25 protein-coding genes and 1 riboswitch are annotated in these 18,680 nt (G+C 70.3%); of the genes, 14 read left to right on the forward strand and 11 right to left on the reverse strand.

Translation table 11 applies throughout. The features are described from left to right. Positions 1–19 precede the first annotated feature (19 nt). Entirely contained in the window at positions 20–721 is a 702-nt protein-coding gene (locus ACQEVJ_RS22190; RefSeq protein WP_433103937.1) for an SDR family oxidoreductase, read from the reverse strand. Between the two features lie 87 nt (positions 722–808). Here ACQEVJ_RS22190 and ACQEVJ_RS22195 point away from each other — a divergent pair, with 87 nt between their 5' ends. From ACQEVJ_RS22195 to ACQEVJ_RS22215, 5 genes are all read left to right on the forward strand, one after another. Continuing rightward, complete coding sequence (locus tag ACQEVJ_RS22195; RefSeq protein WP_433103939.1) at positions 809–1,297, forward strand: winged helix-turn-helix transcriptional regulator; 489 nt, start codon at positions 809–811, stop codon at positions 1,295–1,297. Positions 1,298–1,464: 167 nt separating this feature from the next. Further along, positions 1,465–1,902, forward strand: a complete 438-nt coding sequence (locus ACQEVJ_RS22200) for a MarR family winged helix-turn-helix transcriptional regulator (RefSeq protein ID WP_433103941.1) — start codon at positions 1,465–1,467, stop codon at positions 1,900–1,902. Beyond that, entirely contained in the window at positions 1,899–2,744 is an 846-nt protein-coding gene (locus ACQEVJ_RS22205; RefSeq protein WP_433103943.1) for an alpha/beta fold hydrolase, read from the forward strand. Before ACQEVJ_RS22200 ends, ACQEVJ_RS22205 begins: the two co-directional genes overlap by 4 nt. 81 nt (positions 2,745–2,825) lie before the next feature. Next, complete coding sequence (gene add, locus ACQEVJ_RS22210; protein WP_433103945.1) at positions 2,826–3,773, forward strand: adenosine deaminase; 948 nt, start codon at positions 2,826–2,828, stop codon at positions 3,771–3,773. 136 nt (positions 3,774–3,909) lie between these two features. Next, positions 3,910–5,262 (forward strand): serine hydrolase domain-containing protein, encoded by a 1,353-nt coding sequence (locus ACQEVJ_RS22215; protein ID WP_433103947.1) that lies wholly within the window; start codon positions 3,910–3,912, stop codon positions 5,260–5,262. 28 nt (positions 5,263–5,290) lie between these two features. On the opposite strand, the gene ACQEVJ_RS22220 is transcribed toward ACQEVJ_RS22215, so the two are convergent. From ACQEVJ_RS22220 to ACQEVJ_RS22235, 4 genes are read right to left on the reverse strand one after another with little or no spacing between them, the layout of a single operon-like run. Beyond that, positions 5,291–6,487: an ABC transporter permease gene (locus tag ACQEVJ_RS22220; protein WP_433103949.1), complete on the reverse strand. Its 1,197-nt coding sequence runs from the start codon at positions 6,485–6,487 to the stop codon at positions 5,291–5,293. Further along, positions 6,484–7,263 (reverse strand): ABC transporter ATP-binding protein, encoded by a 780-nt coding sequence (locus ACQEVJ_RS22225; RefSeq protein ID WP_433103951.1) that lies wholly within the window; start codon positions 7,261–7,263, stop codon positions 6,484–6,486. The genes ACQEVJ_RS22220 and ACQEVJ_RS22225 overlap by 4 nt, the downstream gene beginning before the upstream one ends. Then, on the reverse strand, positions 7,260–8,324 hold the full coding sequence (locus tag ACQEVJ_RS22230) for an efflux RND transporter periplasmic adaptor subunit (protein ID WP_433103953.1): 1,065 nt from the start codon (positions 8,322–8,324) through the stop codon (positions 7,260–7,262). Before ACQEVJ_RS22230 ends, ACQEVJ_RS22225 begins: the two co-directional genes overlap by 4 nt. Beyond that, on the reverse strand, positions 8,321–8,890 hold the full coding sequence (locus ACQEVJ_RS22235; protein ID WP_433103955.1) for a hypothetical protein: 570 nt from the start codon (positions 8,888–8,890) through the stop codon (positions 8,321–8,323). Before ACQEVJ_RS22235 ends, ACQEVJ_RS22230 begins: the two co-directional genes overlap by 4 nt. Before the next feature lie 156 nt (positions 8,891–9,046). Between ACQEVJ_RS22235 and ACQEVJ_RS22240 the strand changes: the two genes are divergently transcribed. The 4 genes from ACQEVJ_RS22240 to ACQEVJ_RS22255 all read left to right on the forward strand — a co-directional run bounded on the left by ACQEVJ_RS22240 (position 9,047) and on the right by ACQEVJ_RS22255 (position 12,407). After that, the gene (locus ACQEVJ_RS22240; protein WP_433103957.1) at positions 9,047–9,700 is read left to right on the forward strand and encodes a response regulator transcription factor; all 654 of its coding nucleotides are present in this window, start codon (positions 9,047–9,049) and stop codon (positions 9,698–9,700) included. Next, a complete protein-coding gene (locus tag ACQEVJ_RS22245; protein WP_433103959.1) occupies positions 9,697–10,866 on the forward strand; it encodes a sensor histidine kinase in 1,170 nt (389 codons plus the stop codon). Before ACQEVJ_RS22240 ends, ACQEVJ_RS22245 begins: the two co-directional genes overlap by 4 nt. A 207-nt stretch (positions 10,867–11,073) precedes the next feature. Next, positions 11,074–11,207: riboswitch (cyclic di-AMP (ydaO/yuaA leader) on the forward strand. A 13-nt stretch (positions 11,208–11,220) separates the two neighbouring features. After that, entirely contained in the window at positions 11,221–11,901 is a 681-nt protein-coding gene (locus tag ACQEVJ_RS22250; RefSeq protein ID WP_433103961.1) for a CHAP domain-containing protein, read from the forward strand. 158 nt (positions 11,902–12,059) lie between these two features. Next, entirely contained in the window at positions 12,060–12,407 is a 348-nt protein-coding gene (locus tag ACQEVJ_RS22255) for an ArsR/SmtB family transcription factor (RefSeq protein ID WP_433103964.1), read from the forward strand. Positions 12,408–12,492: 85 nt separating this feature from the next. Here ACQEVJ_RS22255 and ACQEVJ_RS22260 read toward each other — a convergent pair whose 3' ends face one another. The 5 genes from ACQEVJ_RS22260 to ACQEVJ_RS22280 all read right to left on the reverse strand — a co-directional run bounded on the left by ACQEVJ_RS22260 (position 12,493) and on the right by ACQEVJ_RS22280 (position 16,100). Next, on the reverse strand, positions 12,493–13,701 hold the full coding sequence (locus ACQEVJ_RS22260) for a cytochrome P450 (protein ID WP_433103966.1): 1,209 nt from the start codon (positions 13,699–13,701) through the stop codon (positions 12,493–12,495). A gap of 82 nt (positions 13,702–13,783) precedes the next feature. Continuing rightward, positions 13,784–14,545 carry an ABC transporter permease gene (locus tag ACQEVJ_RS22265; RefSeq protein ID WP_433103968.1) on the reverse strand — a complete coding sequence of 254 codons (762 nt, stop codon included), beginning with the start codon at positions 14,543–14,545 and terminating at the stop codon, positions 13,784–13,786. 9 nt (positions 14,546–14,554) lie between these two features. Then, entirely contained in the window at positions 14,555–15,355 is an 801-nt protein-coding gene (locus ACQEVJ_RS22270; RefSeq protein WP_433103970.1) for an ABC transporter ATP-binding protein, read from the reverse strand. Then, entirely contained in the window at positions 15,355–15,768 is a 414-nt protein-coding gene (locus ACQEVJ_RS22275; RefSeq protein ID WP_433103972.1) for a DUF1048 domain-containing protein, read from the reverse strand. Before ACQEVJ_RS22275 ends, ACQEVJ_RS22270 begins: the two co-directional genes overlap by 1 nt. A 2-nt stretch (positions 15,769–15,770) precedes the next feature. Next, the gene (locus tag ACQEVJ_RS22280) at positions 15,771–16,100 is read right to left on the reverse strand and encodes a PadR family transcriptional regulator (protein ID WP_433103974.1); all 330 of its coding nucleotides are present in this window, start codon (positions 16,098–16,100) and stop codon (positions 15,771–15,773) included. Between the two features lie 310 nt (positions 16,101–16,410). On the opposite strand from ACQEVJ_RS22280, the gene ACQEVJ_RS22285 reads away from it, so the two are divergent. Genes ACQEVJ_RS22285 through ACQEVJ_RS22300 form a run of 4 tightly spaced genes read left to right on the forward strand, consistent with a single transcriptional unit; the run spans position 16,411 to position 17,673 of the window. Beyond that, complete coding sequence (locus ACQEVJ_RS22285) at positions 16,411–16,737, forward strand: PadR family transcriptional regulator (RefSeq protein WP_155350237.1); 327 nt, start codon at positions 16,411–16,413, stop codon at positions 16,735–16,737. After that, positions 16,734–17,090 carry a DUF1048 domain-containing protein gene (locus ACQEVJ_RS22290; protein ID WP_433103977.1) on the forward strand — a complete coding sequence of 119 codons (357 nt, stop codon included), beginning with the start codon at positions 16,734–16,736 and terminating at the stop codon, positions 17,088–17,090. Before ACQEVJ_RS22285 ends, ACQEVJ_RS22290 begins: the two co-directional genes overlap by 4 nt. A gap of 1 nt (position 17,091) precedes the next feature. Further along, on the forward strand, positions 17,092–17,418 hold the full coding sequence (locus ACQEVJ_RS22295; RefSeq protein ID WP_433103978.1) for a DUF1048 domain-containing protein: 327 nt from the start codon (positions 17,092–17,094) through the stop codon (positions 17,416–17,418). 24 nt (positions 17,419–17,442) lie between these two features. Next, positions 17,443–17,673, forward strand: a complete 231-nt coding sequence (locus tag ACQEVJ_RS22300) for a hypothetical protein (protein ID WP_433103980.1) — start codon at positions 17,443–17,445, stop codon at positions 17,671–17,673. Here the strand turns inward: ACQEVJ_RS22300 and ACQEVJ_RS22305 are convergent. Beyond that, positions 17,670–17,834 (reverse strand): hypothetical protein, encoded by a 165-nt coding sequence (locus ACQEVJ_RS22305; RefSeq protein ID WP_433103982.1) that lies wholly within the window; start codon positions 17,832–17,834, stop codon positions 17,670–17,672. The genes ACQEVJ_RS22300 and ACQEVJ_RS22305 overlap by 4 nt on opposite strands. A 99-nt stretch (positions 17,835–17,933) precedes the next feature. Here ACQEVJ_RS22305 and ACQEVJ_RS22310 point away from each other — a divergent pair, with 99 nt between their 5' ends. Continuing rightward, positions 17,934–18,671: an HAD family hydrolase gene (locus ACQEVJ_RS22310; RefSeq protein ID WP_433103984.1), complete on the forward strand. Its 738-nt coding sequence runs from the start codon at positions 17,934–17,936 to the stop codon at positions 18,669–18,671. Positions 18,672–18,680: the final 9 nt, after the last annotated feature.

Raw genomic sequence — 18,680 nt, forward strand, 5'->3', positions numbered from 1 at the left:
CAAGTGTCGGGACGCGATGTCAACGGGCGGCCGAGATGGTCAGGCGTTCCACGGGGCCGGACAGCGCCGCCTTGGCGGCGACGGTGACGTCGTCGGCGAGCACCTCCGTGGCTCCGGCCTCAAGGCCGTCGACGATCCGCGCGGCCACCTCGGCCGGCGTCGCCTTCGGCAGCTCGATGGCGGAGACCATTTCGGTGTCGATGAACCCTGCGTGTACGCCGACGACCTGGGTGTTCTGGCGCGCCAGTTCGAGCCGGAGCGAGTTCGTGACCGACCACGCCGCCGCCTTGGACGCCCCGTAGGCGCCGCTGCCGGCCAGCCAGGACAGCACGGAGTGCATGTTCACCAATGCGCCGCCACCGTTCGCGGCCAGGATCGGCGCGAACGCCCGTGCCACCCGCAGCGGCCCGAAGACGTTGACGTCGAACGTCACGGTGGCGCGTTCGAGGTCACCTGTCAGCAGTGGAGCCGGCAGCAGGATTCCGGCGTTGTTGAACACGATCTCGACGTCGGTGGCGACCTCCGCGAGGGCCGCGACCGACGCCGCCGAGCGGACCTCCAGCTCGGCGGTGACCACCTCTGGCCGGTCGTCGGCGTACGCCGAGCGTGCGGTCGAGTACACCTTTCGCGCCCCGCGCGCCAGCACCTCGTCGACCAGCGCCGCACCGAGTCCACGTCGGCCCCCGGTCACCACAACCACCCTGCCCGCTACCGCAACCACAGCATCTCCACCTGAGTAACGATCCCGTTAGTGAGACGATTGAAGCATGCCAGGCTGGATAACGCAATCGTTAGTTACACTGGCGGGATGGCGATGGAGTTCGAGGAGCGGCTGCGCGACCGGGATGCGTGGTCGATCGGCGACGGATGCTCAGCGGGACGGGTGCTTGATCTGCTCAGCACCAAGACGGTGTTCCTGGTGGTCCGCGAATGCTTTTACGGCACAACCAGGTTTGACGACTTCGTGGCGCGGATCGGGGCATCGGCGCCCGCGGTGTCGCGGGCACTCAAACAGCTGAAAGCCGCGGGTATCGTCGCGTCCGTTGTCTACCGGGAGCCGGGGAGCCGGGCCCGAGACGAGTACCGGCTGACCGAGGCCGGTGAGGACCTGCTGCCGGTGTTTCTGTCGCTGATGCAGTGGGGCGACAAATACCTACAGGAAGGCCGCCCACCCCTGTCGTTCGTCGAGTCCGGCACCGGCCGTCCGATAGGGGTCCGCGTAACCGCCGTGCCGGCGCCGGAGACGATGTGTGACGACATCGAGATCCGGCTGAACCCCGCCTGGCGGCGCGACTAGCGGCCGCGACCGGCAGCACCCGGTGCGGATCTGCCAGTGCAGGTCGTGATTGCCGGTGGCGCAGGCCTTGGCCTTGAGCACCTCCTCGGGTCGCCGTCGATCCGTCACGAATTGTTATGGATGACTACAAATTGCCTAGGCTAAGTTAGCGTGCTAAGTTATGAGGCATGGAACGGAACCTCAGCCTCAACCTGCACGTGCTGACCGCCCGGCTGGACCGGGCCGCCGACCGGATTCTCCGGGCGGAGCACGACATCTCCTACAGCCGCTTCCTGGCGCTGACCCTGGTGGGAGAACTGGGGGCCTCGACGCAGCGGACCCTCGCCGAATACCTCGGCGTGACCGAGCCGTCGGTGAGCCGCATGACGGCCGTCCTCGCCGCCGACGGTCTTCTCGACGTCCAGCCCGACCCCGCCGGAGGCAACCGCCGGCGGCTGAGCCTCACCGACGAGGGAAAGAGGCGGGTGGCTTCGATCCGGCAGGAGTTCGAGGACCGGCTGGCGGCGGTCGTGGCGGCAAGCGGCGTGCCGTACGCCGAGTACGCCGAGCACACCGCGCGGCTGCTGACGACGTTCGACCGGCTGGAGCGGGAGGCGGGCAAGTGACCCGGAACATCGAGATCCCGTCCTTACACCAGGGCACGGTCCGGTCGGCCGACGGCACGGCGATCGGTTATCGGACGATGGGCGCCGGGCCGGATCTCATCGTGGTCGGCGGCACGCTGCGAACCTCGGAGGACTACCTGCCACTGGCCGCCACTTTGGCCCGCTCGTTCACGGTGCATGTCGTCGACCGGCGCGGACGCGGCGCCAGCGGCCCCCAGGGATCCGAGTACTCCCTGGACAAGGAGGTGGAGGACCTGCGGGCCGTCCAGGCCGCGACCGGGGCGCGGCTGGCGTTCGGGCACAGCTACGGCGGGCTCGTCATCCTCGAGACCGCGCGCTCGTTCCCGCTGTTCGACCGCATCGCGGTCTACGAGCCCGGCGTGCCCTGCTCCCCCGTCCCGACCGGCTGGATGGCCCCGTTCCGGGAACGGCTGGCCGCGGGCGACCATTACGGCGCGTTCGTCCACTTCGTCCGAGGTTCCGGCGGCGCGCCGGCTCTCATGACCAAACTGCCACACTGGTATCTGCGCACGGTGATGCGCCTGGTGTTGCGCGGGCCGAGTTGGGAGCGCATGCGGTCCCTCCTGTGGGCATGCCTGGCCGAGCACGAGCAGATCGCCGCCCAGCATGGCCGGCTCACGGAGTTCGCGGACGTGACCGCCCCGGTGCTGCTCCTCATCGGCGGACGCTCCAAGCCCGAGCACCGAGCGGAGTTCGCCATGCTGCGCGAGACCCTTCCCGACGCCACCCTCGAAACCATCGACGCCCTCAACCATCTGTCGCCGACGGAACCCAAATCGGGCCCGGTCGTGGCCGAGCGGGCGCTGCCGTTCCTCCTGTGAGGATCCAGCCGTGCGTGGTCGCCGTTGCCGCACGTCGAAATCATGTCCGTAGCGCGGGCGCCCACTGCTTAGGGTTCTGCCGTGAGAGATCTCCGCCTGTTGCCCAAGGCTCACCTGCACACCCACCTGGAAAGCACCGTCCGTCCCGCCACGATCCGCGAGCTGGGAGGCGAGCCGCCCGTCCAGGACCGGCCGTTCACCGATTTCAGGGAGTTCGCCGACCAACGGGCCACAGTGCGCGCGCTGCTGCGCGACTACGGGCACTTCCGTCGTATCGCCGAGGAGTTCTGCCAGGACGAGGCGGCCCAGGGCGTCCGCTACGCGGAGGTCACCTTCACCGCGGCGAGTCACGGCGAGCGTCTCGGGGATCCGGACATGCCGCTGGAGGCGGTGGCGGAGGGGCTCGCCGCGGGCACGGAGCGGTACGGCATCCAGACGCGGGTGATCCTGGATCACTCCCGCCGTCGCTCGGTCGAGCGGCTGTGGCGCAGCCTCAAACTGGCCGCCCGGCACCCGCAGGTGATCGCCATCGGCCTGGCGGGAGACGAGTCCTACCCGGCGGCGCCGTTCGCCGAGGTGCTCCAGGCCGCCCGCGAGGCGGGGCTGCACCTGGTGCACCACGCCGGGGAGACGGCAGGCCCGGCCAGCGTCTGGGAGGCCTTGACGGTGGGGCACGCGGAGCGGATCGGCCACGGCATCCGCGTGCTGGAGGATCCGGACCTGGTGGCCGAGCTGCGGAGACGCCGCGTGCCGCTGGAGGTCTGCCCCTCCTCGAACGTCCTGCTCGGGCTGGTCCCGTCGCTGGCGGAGCACCCGCTGCCGCGCCTGGTCGAGGCCGGTCTGATGGTCACCCTGAACACGGACGGAGAGACGTCGCTGGCGGCGGAATACCAGCGCGCCCGGGAGATCTTCGGGTGCGGCGACGCCGAGCTGGCGAACCTGGCCCGCGCCTCGGTCGAGGGCAGCTTCGCTCCCGCAGCGGTGAAAGCGCGGATCGGCGCCGAGATCGATCAATGGCTGAGCAGATGAGAGGAAAGCCGTAATCGGCCGGCTTCCGCTTACCGGCACCGCGTCCCCGAGACGAGGAGTGGCCTGGGCCGACTCCGGGGCCGCGCGGGCGGTGGGGCGCTAGCCTGGTGCGGATCACGGAAAGGGGACGACCGGAATGGTGCTGGAGGGAACGGCCCGCGCACTGCTGCGCAGGCTGGCGGCCGAGCAGGCGGAGGCACGGGTGCCGTCGCTGGTGGCGGCGATCGTGCGGGGCGGCGAGATCGCCTGGTTCGGGGCGCGCGGCCGGGTCGGCGGGGAGCCGCCCACCCGGGACACCCAGTACCGCATCGGGTCCATCACCAAGACCCTCGTGGCGACCGTCGTCATGCGGCTGCGTGACGAGGGCCGGCTCGACCTGCTCGACCCACTGGACAAGCACGTGCCCGGCACGCCGCTGGGCGACGTCACGGTCGCCCAGCTGCTGTCCCACAGCGGCGGGCTGACCGCCGAGTCGCCCGGCCAGTGGTGGGAGCGCACCCCGGGCGTGCCGGCGGGCGACCTGGTCGCCGCGCTCGGCCCCGAGTCCGCCCGGCACCGGCCCGGCCGCCGCTACCACTACTCCAACCTCGGGTTCGCCCTGCTCGGCGAGCTGGTCGCTCGCAAGCGGTCGGTGCCGTGGGACGAGGCCGTACGCGAGGAGGTCCTGGAGCCGCTCGGCATGCGCGACACCACCCCGCGCCCCCGTGCGCCGCACGCCACCGGGTACGCCGTGCACCCCTGGGCCGACGCGCTGCTGCCGGAGCCGGAAAACGACCACGGCGCCATGGCCCCCGCCGGGCAGATGTGGTCCACGGCCGCCGACCTGGCCCGCTGGGCGGCCTTCATCGGCGGCGACACCGGTGAGGTGCTGCGCCCGGCCACGGTCGCCGAGATGCGCGAGCCGGCCGTCGTGGAGGACGGCGACGTGTGGATTCGCGGCTACGGGCTCGGCCTCCAGCTCACCCGGCACACCGGGCCCGGCGGCCCGCGGCGGCTGGCCGGCCACACCGGCTCGATGCCCGGCTTCCTCGCCACCGTGTGGGCCGACCCCGCCGACGGCGTGGCCGTGCTGTGGATGGCCAACACCACCTCGGGCATGCGCAACCTCGACACCGCCCTGCTGGACATCCTGGCCGAGCACGAACCGCCGCTGCCCGCCGAGTGGTCGCCCTCCCCGGTGGACGAGGACCTGCTCGCGCTGACCGGGCCCTGGTATTGGGGGCCGACGCCGTACGTGCTGCGGGTCCTGCCGCAGCGCGGCCTGTCGCTGACCCCGGTGAACGGGCAGGGCCGTGCCTCCCGGTTCGTCTCCCAGGCCGACGGCACCTGGACCGGGCTCGACGGCTACTACGCCGGGGAGACTCTGCGGGTGGTCCGCTCCCCCGGCGGGGCGACCCACCTGGACCTCAACACGTTCATCTTCACCCGTGAGCCGTACGACCCGGCGGCCCCGGTGCCGGGCGGCGTCGACCCGGCCGGCTGGCGGTGACCGGCCAGGCGACCCGTCAGATGACCGGTCAGGCGGTGGCCAGCGCGACCGTCGGCGACAGGCGGGCCGCACGCATCGCCGGATAGAGGCCGGCGAGGGTGCCGATGACGAGCGTGGCGCCGACGGCGCCCGCGAACGCCCAGGCCGGGACCACCGGCGGCCAGTCGCGCGACAGCGCGTAGCCGACGGTGGCCAGGCCGCCCAGCGCCGCGCCCGCGATCCCGCCGAGCGCCGACAGCAGCAGCGACTCCGCGAGGAACTGCAGGCGCACCTGCCCGCGGGTGGCGCCCAGCGAGCGGCGCAGGCCGATCTCCTTGCGCCGCTCCAGCACCGAGATCACCATCGTGTTGGCCACGCCGACCCCGCCGACCAGCAGCGCGACCGCACCGAGGCCGAGCAGCAGGTTGGTGAACGCGCTCGCGGCCGCCGCCCGGGCCGCCAGCGCGTCGGAGGGCCTGCTGACCGTGACCTCCTCCGGGTTCTCCGGGTTGACCGTGCGCGGCAGCACGGCCCGCACGGCCTCCACCGACTCCTCGGCGGACCGCTCGTAGATCGTCGTCGGGTGGCCGTCGAAGCCCAGGTACTTCTCGGCGGCCGGGAACCCGACGAGCGCCGAGCGTTCGATCTCCGGGGCGAGCGGCATCGGGCCCAGGACGCCGACGACGGTGAACCACCGTTCGCCCATCCAGACCTGTACGCCGATCCTGGTGATGCCGAGCCGTTCGGCGGCCTTGGCGCCCAGTACGACGGCGGGCCGCGCCTCGGTGGCGGCGTTGAGCCAGGCGCCCTTGACGGCCCGGCCCTCCAGGGTGGTGAGCAGGTCGGCGGTCGCGGCCTGGACGGCGATGCCGCCGGTCACGGCCTTGGGGATGCGGTCGGTGCGGCGGATCGTGGTGTCGATCGTGCCGGTGGCCGAGGCCGTGCGGACCGGTCCGATGCGCCGGACCATGCCGAGCGCCTCCACGGGCAGCTTGGCCTCCTCGCCGAACATCGTCTGCCCCGGCGCGACGGTGAGCAGGTTGGTGCCGAGCCGGTCGAGTTGGCGCAGCAACTGCTCGCGGGAGGAGGACGAGATGCCCAGCACCGCGATCATGGTGGCGATGCCGATGGCGATGCCGAGCGCGGACAGGACCACCCGCGCGGGGCGGGTGCGCAGCCCGGCCGCGCCGGTCCGCAGGACGTCGGACGGCCCGAGCCTGGCGGGGGTCAGCCGCTGACGGGTCATCGTGGTGCTCCCTTCGCAGACCCCGCCGTTTCGGCATCCGGCGCCGTCTTGGGGTTGGGCCCGGGAGGGCGGCGTCCGGTGCCCGCCCCCGCGTCGGCGACGACGAGGCCGTCGCGTACACGCACCTGCCGGGGGCACCATTCGGCGATCTCGGGGTCGTGGGTGATGACCGCGATCGTGGTGCCGGCGGCGTGCAGGTCGCGCAGGACCCCCAGCACCTCCGCGCCGGCCGCCGAGTCCAGGTTGCCGGTCGGCTCGTCGGCCAGCAGCAGCGGCGGGTCGCCCGCCACGGCGCGGGCCACCGCCACCCGCTGCTGCTCGCCGCCGGACAGCTGGTTGGGGCGGTGGCCCAGCCGGTGGCCGAGGCCCACCCGCTCCAGCGCGGCGGCGGCGCGTTCCCGCCGCATCCGCAGCGGCGTGCCGGTGTACAGCAGGCCGTCGGCGACGTTGTCCAGCGCGCTCACCCCGGGCGCGAGGTGGAACTGCTGGAAGACGAAGCCCAGGTGGCGGGCGCGCAGCGCGGACAGCTCCCGGTCGGAAAGCCCGGCCACGTCGTGCCCGGCGATCCGCACTATGCCCGTGGTGGGCCGGTCCAGGGTCCCGATCAGGTGCAGCAGGGTCGACTTGCCGGAGCCGGACGGCCCGGCGATGGCGACCAGTTCGCCGCGTTCGACCAGCAGGTCCACCCCGCGCAGGGCCCGCACGCCGCCGCCGTACTCCTTGGTCACCTCGCGCAGCTCCACCACGTAGGGCTGCTCGGGCTGCGGGATGCTCATGTGGCGGGCACCCCGACCTTCATGCCCTCGGCGAGCCCGGCGCCGGTGATCTCGACCATGCCGCTGCCGAAGGCGCCGAGCTCCACCGGGACCACGCGGGTGGAGGGGCCCTCGACCACCTCGACGCCGAAGCCGCCCTCCCGCAGGGCCAGCAGCGCCTCCACGGGCACGGCCAGCACGTTCTCGCGCCGGTCGCTGACCAGCTCCACCTCGACCGGGGCCTTGTCGAGGCGGGTCTTCGGGGTCTTGCTCAGGGTGATGTCGACGTCGATGGTGCTGCCCTCGTCCTGGCCCTGCCCGGACGGGACGGCCTGGGCCACCGTGCCGACCGAGGTGATCTTCCCGGTGACCCGCTCGCCGCCGGGCAGTTCCACGGTGACCTTGGCGCCCTTCCTGGCCAGCGACTGGTCGTCGGTGGACAGGTCCACGTGCACCAGCCGCCGTACGCCCGACACGGTGAGGGCCGGACGACCGGGGGTGGTCCTGTCGCCGACCTCGACCTTGGCGTCGGTCACCCGGGCGGCGGCGGGCAGGAAGACCACCTGGGAGGCGTCCACCTGCCCGGTCTCGGGCAGCCCGGCGTCGTCCTGCCATTCCTTGACGGCCAGGTAGGTGGCGTAGCTGAAGTGGTGGTCCACGGTCAGGTCGTCGCCGTAGCCGAGGACCTTGAGGTTGCGTTCGAGCTGCTCGACGTCCGGGCCGTCGTCGACGCCCTGCCGCAGCGGGCGGTACATCGGCAGCGAGCCGTACATGAGGACCACCGGCCTGCGGTCCACTCTGAGCAGCGGGCGGCCGCGCCGGACGACCGCGCCCTCGGCGGGCACCCAGGTCACGGTGCCGGAGGCGTCGGTGGTCACCTGCCGCTCGCCGGAGTAGGTCAATGACCCCTCCACGGTCTTGGTGTCGACCAGGTCCTGGCGGGTGATCGACGCGGTGGCGGGCACCGGGGGCGGGGACGGCTCGGCCGCGCCGGCGCCGTCGCCGCCCGCGACGGCGACGGCCGTTCCCGCGGCGGCCAGGGCGAGGACGCCCGCGCCCGCGATCACGAGGCCCCTCCTCACGGCTTCCTCCCCGGCGCGTTCTCCTCGCAGGCCTTCTGCGCCTCTTCCATCGCCTTCTCCTGGCCCGGCTTGAGCTTGACCTGGATCCCCTGTCCGGGGGCCGGATCGGAGATGTCGATGCCGTGCTCGCGCATGCACTGGGCGAACTTGACCATCCGGTCGCGCGCCTCGGGGTCGTCGCCGCCGAGCTTGTCGCCGACCGCGTCCTTCATGAAGTGCTGGCAGGCCTGCATGGCCTTCTGCATCGAGGCCTCGTCGCCCTTCTTGCCCATGATGCGGACGCGGCCGTCGGGGCCGGGGTCGGGCACGTCCACGCCGTGCTCGCGCATGCACTGCGCGAACTTGAGCTGGGCCTCCTGGCGGTCCACCGTGGCCGAGGCCGACGGCCTGGCCGTGGCGCCGGTCCCGGCGCCTGACACGGTGCCCGACGTGGCGCCGCCCGCGCTGGCGATCCCGTCGTCCGCGGGGGCCGCGCCGCAGCCGGCCAGTGCCAGTGCGAGCCCCAATGTGAGCCCCAATGTGAGCCCGAGTGCCGGACCCAGGGCACGCAAAGGTCGTAAGCGCATGAGTCGTTCCTCCTCTGTCGCTCCTTCTCATCCAGGGCGTTCGCCCGGGACGGGGCCCAACTCCAGCGGAGGCGGTGCTAAACGCGGATAAGCGATCTCCGCTTATCCGCGGCTAACACCCCCTGCGCCACTCTCGGAGGCGAGCGGGAGGTTGGGATGCGGGTGCTCGTGGTCGAGGACGAGGAACAGCTGGCCGAGGCCGTCGCCCGGGGGCTGCGGCTGCACGCCATCGCGGTGGACGTGGCCTACGACGGTCAGGAGGCGCTCGAGCTGGCCGCCTACGTCGACTACGACGTGGTCGTGCTCGACCGCGACCTGCCCGAGGTGCACGGCGACGAGGTGTGCCGGGAACTGGTCACGGCCAGTGGGGCGAGCCGCATCCTCATGCTGACGGCGGCCGGGCGGGTGCGCGACCGGGTCGGGGGCCTGTCCCTGGGCGCCGACGACTACCTGGTCAAGCCGTTCGCGTTCGCCGAGCTGGTGGCCCGGATCCGGGCGCTGGCCCGGCGCTCGCCCCGGGCGATGCCTGCGGTGATCGAGCGGGCCGGGATCCGGCTCGACCCGGCCCGCCGTACGGTGGTGCGGGACGGGCGGCAGGTGGCGCTGGGCCGCAAGGAGTTCGACGTGCTGCACGAACTCATGCGCGCCAGCGGAGGGCTGGTGACCTCGGCCCGGCTGCGGGCGAACGTGTGGGACGAGCACGCCGACGCCGGCACGGGCGTGCTGCGCGTCACGATCACCTCGCTGCGCCGCAAACTTGGCGAGCCCCCGGTGATCGAGAACGTGCCGGGCCGGGGGTATCGGCTGTGATCCGCGTCCTGTCCTTGTGGGGCAGGCTCGGCCTGCGGATGCGGCTCACCCTGCTGTACGGCGGGCTGTTCTTCCTGGCGGGGTCGGTGCTGCTGTGGTTCACCCACCTGCTGACCGCGCGGGCGCTCAACCAGCGGTTCGTGGTGGCGGTGGCGTCGAAGGTGACCGGCACCCCCGATGCCGTGTTGGGGGGCAGGCTGCCCGACAGCGACATCCTCGCGCAGCGGGTGCGCACCGACGTCGAGCAGGGCGCGGCCGACGTGCTGACCGACGTGCTCCGCTCGTCGGTGATGGTCATGATCCTCGTCGGGGCCGTCGCCGTGGTGCTGGGCTACCTGGTGGCCGACCGCGCGCTGCGCCCGCTGGACCGGGTGACCGAGACCGCGCAGCGGCTGTCGGAGAGCACGCTGCACGAGCGGATCGCCCTGCGCGGGCCGCAGGACGAGGTCAAGCGCCTCGCCGACACCTTCGACGCGATGCTCGACCGGCTGCACCGGGTGTTCGACGCCCAGCGCCGGTTCATCGCCAACGCCTCTCACGAGCTGCGCACCCCGCTGGCGGTCAACCGTACGGTCCTGGAGGTGTCGCTGGAGGAGCCCGCGGCGTCGGAGGACCTCAAGGCGCTGGCCCGCGCGCTGCTCGGCACCAACGCGAGGTATGAGCGGCTGATCGAGGGACTGCTCATGCTGGCGCAGTCGGAGCAGGAGCTGAGCGCCCGCAAGCCGGTCGACCTGCGGCAGATCGTCCGTATGGCGATGGAGCAGATCGACCTGCAGCCGCGCCGCAGGAAGGTGGTCGTCCACGAGGACCTGTCCCCGGCGGTCGTGCACGGCGACCCGCTGTTCCTCGAACGCTGCCTGGTCAACCTGCTGGAGAACGCGATCAAGTACAACGTGCGTGACGGAGAGGTCTGGGTCCGGCTGCGGGAGGACGAGGCCGGGGTGAGCGTGACGGTGGAGAACACCGGGCCCCTGGTCCCGCCGTACGAGGTGGACGACCTGTTCGAGCCGTTCCGCCGGCTCGGCGGCGACCGCGTCCGCTCCGCCCGGGGGGCGGGGCTGGGCCTGTCCATCGTCCGGGCCATCGCCGTGGCGCACGGCGGCGGGGTGGAGGCGCTCCCCCGGCCGGAAGGCGGCCTGGCGGTGACCGTGCGCCTGCCCGGGTGAGCCCGGGTTTGCGCTGACGGCGAACCCGAGCGGCCCCGGTTACCCGCCCTCGCCGGGTTTGCCGCCTACCGACCAGTAAAATCTCAGTTGTTCTAACTTGACCGGTTTGACCTGGTCTATTACGTTTTAGGCAGCTCAGGGCGTACTTGCTCATCTCAATGGTCAAGAAGCCCACCTCAGACCGACGCGGCCGGCCCATTCCGGCCTGCCGCCCGGCCGCCGAGTCCGCGTCCGCGCGGAGCCGGGGACCCACCTCTCCTGGGGTGAATCGGCATGCGTGCCGTAGGGCGACTTCCAGCCCGAACCCGTCAGCTAACCCGGTAGGCGGCATGGAAGTAAGGGAGTTCGCCCCACATGCACGTCCTCAACACCTGTCTTCGCGCTGCCCTCGCGGGCGGGGCTCTCGCCTCGGCCGTGCTGATCTCAGCGCCGGCAGCGCACGCGGACAACCCGGCCACCGGCAAGGGCCCGGCGGCCGCGAAGTCCATGTCCGAGATCGCCTCCACGCTGCCCAAGGTCAGCGCGGACGACGTGCTGAACCTGGCCAGGAGCCAGATCGGGATCAGCGAGAACGCCTACGGCGGCGGGACCAAGTTCCAGCAGTGGTACATGACCACGCCCCGCGCCCGCGAGACCCTCGCCCGCGACGGCGGCACGCTCAAGGGCTACCTCAACGCGGCCTGGTGCGACATGTTCGTCTCCTGGGTGGGCCAGCAGCTCGGCATCGGCCCGGTCATGGGCTCCGACGCCTACACCGTGGAGCACGCTCACTGGTTCGCCGACCACAGCCGCTGGGGCCGTACGCCCAAGCCGGGCGCGGTGGTGTTCTTCAACTGGAACGGCAGCAAGAACATCGACGACGTCCAGCACGTCGGTTTCGTCGTCAAGGACAACGGCGACGGCACGATCCGGACCATCGAGGGCAACACCGGCGACGGCGGCGCCGTCGAGGCCCGCACCCGCCCCACCTGGCAGGTCGTCGGATACGGCTACCCGATGTACACCGCGGACGCCTCCGCCTCCGCCTCTTCCTGACGGACGACGGTCCCGAAGCGCGCCGGTGATCCCGGCGCGCTTCGCCGTCCCCGCCATCCCCGCCGTGGCCGGCCGTACGCTCAGCCTGCCCGAGCAGGCGAGAGCCGCCCGGCCGCCGCAAATTGACCTATATAAGCGTGAGCTGCGAGCCTTGCGGCATGCACGCGTTCGACGTCCTCGGCGATCCGGTGCGCCGCCGCATCCTGGAGCTGCTCGCCGAGGGCGAGCGCTCCGCCGGGGAGATCGGCGCGATCGTGCAGGAGGAGTTCGGGATCTCCCAGCCGGGGGTGTCCCAGCACCTGCGCGTGCTGCGGGACAGCGGCTTCGCGACGGTCCGGGCCGAGGGCACCCGGCGCCTGTACGCCGTCGACCCCGCGCCGCTGCGCGAGGTCGACACCTGGCTCGACCACTTCCGCCGCTTCTGGAACCAGCGCCTGGACGCCCTGGGCACCGAACTCGCCCGCGGCAAGAGGGAGCGCCGACTGGGTGACGGCGCTCGCCCGTGAATCGTGGCGCACGTGACGTGCCGCGTCATGCGGACGAGGGTCCGTCACCGCGGTATCCCGGCACTGCCGCGTCACCGGCTCTCGGTCACACGTCCCAGGTGACGGGGAGGCTCTTGACCCCGTAGATGTCGGCGGTCTCCGGGCGCAGCACGACCTCCTCGGCCGGCACGGCCAGCCGTAGCGTGGGGAAGCGGTTGAGCAGTGCGGGGAGCGCGACGCGCATCTCGACGCGGGCCAGCTGCTGGCCCAGGCACTGGTGGATGCCGTGGCCGAAGGCCAGGTGCCCGCCGTCCTGCCTGCGCAGGTCGAGCACGTGGGGGTCGGTGAAGCGCTCCGGGTCGCGGTTGGCGGTGTTGTAGGACAGGATCAGCGTTGTGCCGGCCTTGATGGTGTGGCCGCCCAGCTCGACGTCCTCCAGCGCCGTTCTCATGAACGTCTTGGCGACGCTCAGATACCGCAGCAGCTCCTCCACGGCCCCGTCGGTGAGCGCGGGATCGGCGCGTAGCGCGGCCAGTTGCGCGGGATTTCGCAGCAGCGCGAAGGTGCCCAGGGCCAGCATGTTGGCGGTGGTGTCGAACCCGGCCGACAGCAGGATCAGGGCCATGCCCCGCAGCTCCTCGTCGGTCAGGTCGCTGTCGGTGAGATCGCCGAGCACGTCGTCGGTGGGGTTGGCACGCTTGGCGGCCACCAGCTCCGCGAGGTAGTTCTGGACCGCGGTGTAGGCCGCGATCAGGTCTTCGTCGCTGGTCTCCCCGCCGAGGAACTTGTCGATGTGCTCCTGGAAGGAGCCCCGGTCCTCGTACGGCACGCCGAGCAGCTCGCAGATGATGACGGCGGGGACGGGCCTGGCGAAGGCGGTCACCAGGTCGGTCGGCGGGCCGGCCTTCTCCATGGCGTCCAGGTGGTCGGCGGTGACCTGCTCGACGCGCTCGGTGAGCATGCGCATCCGCCGTACGGTGAACTTGCCCATCAGCGGTTTGCGATAGCGGCTGTGCTGCGGCTCGTCCATGAGGAGGAACTCGCCGGGCGGCGCCGGGGGGACCTCGATCTCGCCGTAGTCGACCAGCGGGTGGTGGCGCATGAGCTCCTTGCGTGAGCTGAACCGCGAGTCGGCCAGGACGGACCGGACCAGGTCGTAGCCGGTGACCAGCCAGCCCTGGTGTCCGTCGGGGAAGGGGAAGCGGCTGATCGGGCCGTGCTCGCGGGCCTGGATCAGCTCCTTGGGCGGGTCGAAGGGACAGCCGGGCTGACGCGCCGCCGGCATCGTCGTGACAGTGTGGAGAGATTCAGCCATGACCTTTCCTTGTCTCGCGATAGGACGTGTTTCATGGGGCCCGCAGCTCGTCAGGGAGGACGACCCGCCACGCTGAGCTGGCCTAGGAGATCTTGCGGCGGTAAGTGTTCATGGCGAAGACGTACGCGACGATGAGGATGCCGACACACCAGGCCAGGGCGATCCAGATGTCGGTGCCGACCGGCTGCTGGGTGAACAGGGCGCGGATGGCGTTGACGATGGACGTCACCGGCTGGTGCTCGGCGAAGGCGCGCACCAGGCCTGGCATGGTGTCGGTGGGCACGAACGCCGAGCTGAGGAACGGCAGGAAGATGAGCGGGTAGGAGAATGCGCTCGCGCCTTCCATGGTCTTCGCGGACAGGCCGGGGATGACGGCGATCCACGTCAACGCCAGGGTGAACAGGATCAGGATGCCGGCGACCGCGAGCCACGCCTGCGCTCCCGCCCCCGAGCGGAAGCCCATGAGCAGGGCGACGAGCACGACGACCACGAGCGAGATCAGATTGGCGACCAGCGAGGTCAGCACGTGCGCCCACAGCACCGACGACCGCGCGGTCGGCATGGACTGGAATCGCTCGAAGATGCCGCTCTTCATGTCCGTGAACAGCCGGTACGCGGTGTAGGCGATGCCCGAGGCGACCGTGATGAGCAGGATGCCGGGCAGCAGGTAGGTCACATACGAATCCGAACCTGTGTTGATCGCGCCGCCGAACACGTAGACGAACAGCAGCATCATGGCGATCGGCATGACCGCGGTCGTGACAACGGTGTCCACGCTACGCGTGACGTGGCGCAGGGATCGTCCCAGCAGGACGGCGGTGTCGCCGAAGAAATGCTTGGTCATCGTTGTTCCTTACGCGTCCGTGCCGACGTTGCGGTCAGGGCCGTTCTTGCCGTTGTCACCGACGAGCGCGAGGAAGACGTCCTCCAGGGTCGGCTGCTTCTCGACGTACTCGACCTTGGCGGGCGGGAGCAGCCGCTTGAGCTCGGCGAGGGTGCCGTTCACGAGGATCCGGCCCTCGTGGAGGATTGCGATCCGGTCGGCGAGTTGTTCGGCCTCGTCCAGATACTGGGTTGTGAGCAGCACCGTCGTACCCTGGGCGGCGAGTTCCCTGACGGCCTGCCACACCTCGATGCGCGCCTGCGGGTCGAGCCCGGTCGTCGGCTCGTCGAGGAAGATGACCGGCGGGTCCCCGATGAGGCTCATCGCGATGTCGAGGCGGCGGCGCATACCACCCGAATACGTCGACACCTTCCGGGCGCCCGCGTCGGTCAGCGAGAAACGATCGAGCAGTTCGTCCGCGATCTTGCCCGGGTTCTTGAGGTGTCGCAGCCGGGCGACCAGCACGAGGTTCTCCCGCCCGCTGAGGATCTCGTCGACGGCGGCGAACTGTCCGGTGAGGCTGATGGACTCCCGTACGTCCGCCGCCTGCGTGGCGACGTCGAAGCCGTTGACGCTGGCGGTGCCCGCGTCGGCCTTGAGCAGCGTGGAAAGGATCTTCACGGCCGTGGTCTTGCCCGCCCCGTTCGAGCCGAGCAGGGCGAAGATGCTGCCCCGCGCCACGGCGAAGTCCACGCCGCGCAGCACCCGCAGCTCCTTGTACGACTTCTCCAGGCCTCGCACATGGATCGCCGGGGCTTGCTGTGTCGTCATCAGACTGTCCTGTCTTCTCTTCCGGGCTCTTCGCCGACGGCGCGCTCGATGGCGCTGGTGAAGCGGTTCCGCTCCCGGCTTCTCCACTGTCCGACCGGGTAGTTGGCCACGAACGCCTCCACGAACTCCACGGGGTCTTTCCCGAAGAGGTCGCGGATCGGGGTTCCGTCCGCCGCGCTCTGTTCGAACAGATCGGCAAGGTCCTCGTACATTGAAATCGCGCCGGCGCCGTCCGCCGGCCCGAGGAGCATCAGGTAGCGCTCCATCGCCTCGGCCGCCGTGCGGTAGTTGAGGGGAAGCTGCTTGATGCGCGCCTTGTACTGCCGATAGCGGCGCTTGTCCTCCAGCGATCCTGTGACAATTTCCAGGTACTGCCGGTAGCGGCTCTTCGGCTCGTTCGTCCCTGTGGCCATGTCTAGTTACCTCCTTCGCGGAGCTGTTCGAGCCTCTCGGCCAGGAAGCTCCAGGTCCGCCAGAACTCTTCGAGGTACTCCCGCCCCTGAGCGTTGAGGGAGTACACCTTGCGCGGCGGCCCCTTCTCGGACGGGACCTTCTTCACGTCGACCAGGCCACGCTGCTCGACCCTGACCAGCAGCGCGTAGATGGTGCCCTCGGCGATGTCGGAAAAGCCCTGATCGCGTAGCCACGCCGTGATCTCGTAGCCGTAAGCGGGCCGGCCGGACAGGATCGCCAGGACGATGCCCTCCAGCGTTCCCTTGAGCATCTCCGTCACGAGCTTGCCCATGGAACACCTCTCCTCTCAGCTACTTCGTGACGCTAACTACCGGTACAAAGTAACACTGACTACCGGTACATAGCAACACCGAATAGCTGAGGCGCTAGCCGAGAGCGCAAGCGTGTGGGTGCCGGCGACCTGATCACTGCCGGGACCTCCGCCGGACTGGCACGCCGCCCGACCCGGTACCGGCTCACCCGCTTGACGCGAGCAAGGGCGCCGGCACTCGCCGCTCGCTGGGCATTGCTTCACTACTTTGTAGTACCGTGTAGTGGTACTTGGTAGTACGAAGTACCAGGAGCACCGAAGAGGACCCACGATGGACGACCTGACGGAGATGCTGAAGGGCACGCTTGAGGGCTGCGTGCTTGAAATCATCGGCAGCGAGGAGACCTACGGGTACGCCATCACGCGTCGGCTGAACGAACTCGGCTTCGCCGACGTCGTCGAGGGGACGGTTTACACCATCCTGCTGCGGCTGGAGAAGAACGGGCTCGTCCAGGCGACGAAACGACCGTCCGGGCTGGGCCCGCCGCGCAAGTTCTATGCGCTCAACGACGCGGGGCGCGAAGAACTCGCGACGTTCTGGGCTAAATGGGAGTACATCACATCACGGATCGACAAGCTCAAGGAGGGTGGGAGATGAACTTCTGGGAGACCATGACTGGCAGCGATCTCACCAGAGAATGGAAGGCGTTCGAAGCCCGGGCCGAGGCATTGCCGGCCGACTACCGGGCGGCGTGGGAAGAGATCAAGGGTCATCTTTCTCCCTACTCGGACTTCACAGGTCGAAACCTGATGCCGATTCTCGACAATGCTCTGGGACTGCTCGAAGAGACAGCGTCCGATGGGCAGAGCATTCACGAGGTGCTGGGTGACGACGTCGAGGGCTTCTGCGCGGCGCTGGCCGGCGGAGAAGGGGCTCGGAGCTATCGCGACCGGTGGCGCGAGCAGTTGAACAGGAACGTCGCAAAGAAATTGGGCCGGTTAGGAGGCTGACGTGGGCATCCAAGACATCATCGAAGGCAAGAAGCAGTGGCGGGCGCACATGGCGCGGGTCAAGGCGCTTCCGCCGGACTATCAGATCGTCTACAAGGAGATTCAGAAGTACGTCTTCAAGGTTGGACCGGTCGACTTGCTTGACGGGCCCCTGCTCTCAGGGATCGTCGATTTCTTCGAGGAGGGCGTCGCGGCCAACAGAGGAGTCCTGGAACTCATCGGCAACGATGTCGCTGCCTTCTGCGACGACCTGATCAAGGACTCGCGCACCTACGCGGACATCTATCTGGAGTCCATCAGCGGGAAACCCGGCACGGCCGAGAAGTAACACTGGTGCTGGCGGAGTTCTTCGATGGGTGAGCCGAAGGAGAACATCGGGCCCCTGACCGTCGACAGCCTTCTTGCCGCTGCGCGCGCCGAGTTGCATCGGTTGTCTCCCGCCGAAGCCACCGTCGCGGTCGCCCGCGGCGCTCGGCTGGTGGACACCCGCCCGCACTTCCAGCGGGCGGCCGACGATGAGATCCGGGCGCGATCGTCATCGAACGCAACCATCTGGAATGGCGTCTCGACCCTGCCAGCCTAGCTCGCATCCCCGAGGCGACCTGCCACGACGCCGGCATCACCTGGGACGAGCTCGCGCCGGTGCCGCGGGTCGGCGACCGCCGCGCCGCCCAGGGCCGCCACGCCCGCCTGCTGCTCCGGCCGCCGGCCGCCGCACTCCACGCACGTACGAACCGCGCTCACACGTTCGATATCCCCATGCCCAGCGACCTGGACAACCATCCCGAAAGGAAGATCGCGATACCTGCTCTCGGGCGCCAGGGAACACGAGATGATCCGCCTATGGCGGATGTGGTCTTCTTCGATCTGGATGGCACCCTGGTCGATCACCGAGGCGCAGTCCTGGAAGCGATCGGCCAGATCGTCCAGACCGCGCCGAACGCGACGGCACCACCGGACGAGCTGGTGACGTTGTGGTGGACGCTGGAGGGGCGGCACATGCAGGAATACCTGGCTGGCCAGTGCTCCTTCGCTGAGCAACGCCGACGCAGGCTCCGTTCCTTCCTGCCAATGCTCGGCGAGCCGGTTCCTGAAAGTCCCGGCTTATTGGACGCCTGGTTCGCCGAGCGCTACCTCACCGCGTTCGAGGAGTCCTGGCGGAGCTACCCCGATGTCCAGCCATGCCTGGAGACCCTGACACGGCTTCCCGGAGCACCGCGTCTGGCCGTTCTCACCAACGGGGACCCCGAGCAGCAGCGCGCCAAGCTCGCCCGCTTCGGCCTCCTCGAATACTTCGAAGCCGTCCTGACCCCGACCGAGCTCGGTGCGGCCAAGCCCGACCCCGTCGCCTTCGCCACCGCCTGCCTCCGGATGCGGACGGACCCCGTGCGGGCGGTCAACGTGGGCGACATGCTGGAAGGCGACGTGAACGCAGCCGCCCTCGCCGGGCTCACCGGCATCTGGCTGGACCGCGGCATCGACTTCATCACCGGTGGACCACCGCCAACGGCAGACGAGACGGTGCTCCGCATCGAACGGCTAACCGACCTCCCCGACCACCTATCACGCACGAGCGCCTGACCAGCTCTC

This window comes from Microbispora sp. CA-102843 (assembly GCF_050936215.1).
GTDB lineage: Bacteria > Actinomycetota > Actinomycetes > Streptosporangiales > Streptosporangiaceae > Microbispora.

What these genes read in the sequence shown, in the direction of transcription:
- ACQEVJ_RS22290 (WP_433103977.1), top strand. Translation starts at nt 16,734, where the DNA reads ATGAACTTCTGGGAGACCATGACTGGCAGCGATCTCACCAGAGAATGG.
- ACQEVJ_RS22300 (WP_433103980.1), top strand. Translation starts at nt 17,443, where the DNA reads ATGGGTGAGCCGAAGGAGAACATCGGGCCCCTGACCGTCGACAGCCTT.
- ACQEVJ_RS22225 (WP_433103951.1), bottom strand. Translation starts at nt 7,263, where the DNA reads ATGAGCATCCCGCAGCCCGAGCAGCCCTACGTGGTGGAGCTGCGCGAG.
- ACQEVJ_RS22220 (WP_433103949.1), bottom strand. Translation starts at nt 6,487, where the DNA reads ATGACCCGTCAGCGGCTGACCCCCGCCAGGCTCGGGCCGTCCGACGTC.
- ACQEVJ_RS22275 (WP_433103972.1), bottom strand. Translation starts at nt 15,768, where the DNA reads ATGGCCACAGGGACGAACGAGCCGAAGAGCCGCTACCGGCAGTACCTG.
- ACQEVJ_RS22235 (WP_433103955.1), bottom strand. Translation starts at nt 8,890, where the DNA reads ATGCGCTTACGACCTTTGCGTGCCCTGGGTCCGGCACTCGGGCTCACA.
- ACQEVJ_RS22280 (WP_433103974.1), bottom strand. Translation starts at nt 16,100, where the DNA reads ATGGGCAAGCTCGTGACGGAGATGCTCAAGGGAACGCTGGAGGGCATC.
- ACQEVJ_RS22250 (WP_433103961.1), top strand. Translation starts at nt 11,221, where the DNA reads ATGCACGTCCTCAACACCTGTCTTCGCGCTGCCCTCGCGGGCGGGGCT.
- ACQEVJ_RS22265 (WP_433103968.1), bottom strand. Translation starts at nt 14,545, where the DNA reads ATGACCAAGCATTTCTTCGGCGACACCGCCGTCCTGCTGGGACGATCC.
- ACQEVJ_RS22215 (WP_433103947.1), top strand. Translation starts at nt 3,910, where the DNA reads ATGGTGCTGGAGGGAACGGCCCGCGCACTGCTGCGCAGGCTGGCGGCC.
- ACQEVJ_RS22285 (WP_155350237.1), top strand. Translation starts at nt 16,411, where the DNA reads ATGGACGACCTGACGGAGATGCTGAAGGGCACGCTTGAGGGCTGCGTG.
- ACQEVJ_RS22260 (WP_433103966.1), bottom strand. Translation starts at nt 13,701, where the DNA reads ATGGCTGAATCTCTCCACACTGTCACGACGATGCCGGCGGCGCGTCAG.
- ACQEVJ_RS22195 (WP_433103939.1), top strand. Translation starts at nt 809, where the DNA reads ATGGCGATGGAGTTCGAGGAGCGGCTGCGCGACCGGGATGCGTGGTCG.
- ACQEVJ_RS22255 (WP_433103964.1), top strand. Translation starts at nt 12,060, where the DNA reads ATGCACGCGTTCGACGTCCTCGGCGATCCGGTGCGCCGCCGCATCCTG.
- ACQEVJ_RS22240 (WP_433103957.1), top strand. Translation starts at nt 9,047, where the DNA reads ATGCGGGTGCTCGTGGTCGAGGACGAGGAACAGCTGGCCGAGGCCGTC.
- ACQEVJ_RS22310 (WP_433103984.1), top strand. Translation starts at nt 17,934, where the DNA reads ATGGCGGATGTGGTCTTCTTCGATCTGGATGGCACCCTGGTCGATCAC.
- ACQEVJ_RS22200 (WP_433103941.1), top strand. Translation starts at nt 1,465, where the DNA reads ATGGAACGGAACCTCAGCCTCAACCTGCACGTGCTGACCGCCCGGCTG.
- ACQEVJ_RS22270 (WP_433103970.1), bottom strand. Translation starts at nt 15,355, where the DNA reads ATGACGACACAGCAAGCCCCGGCGATCCATGTGCGAGGCCTGGAGAAG.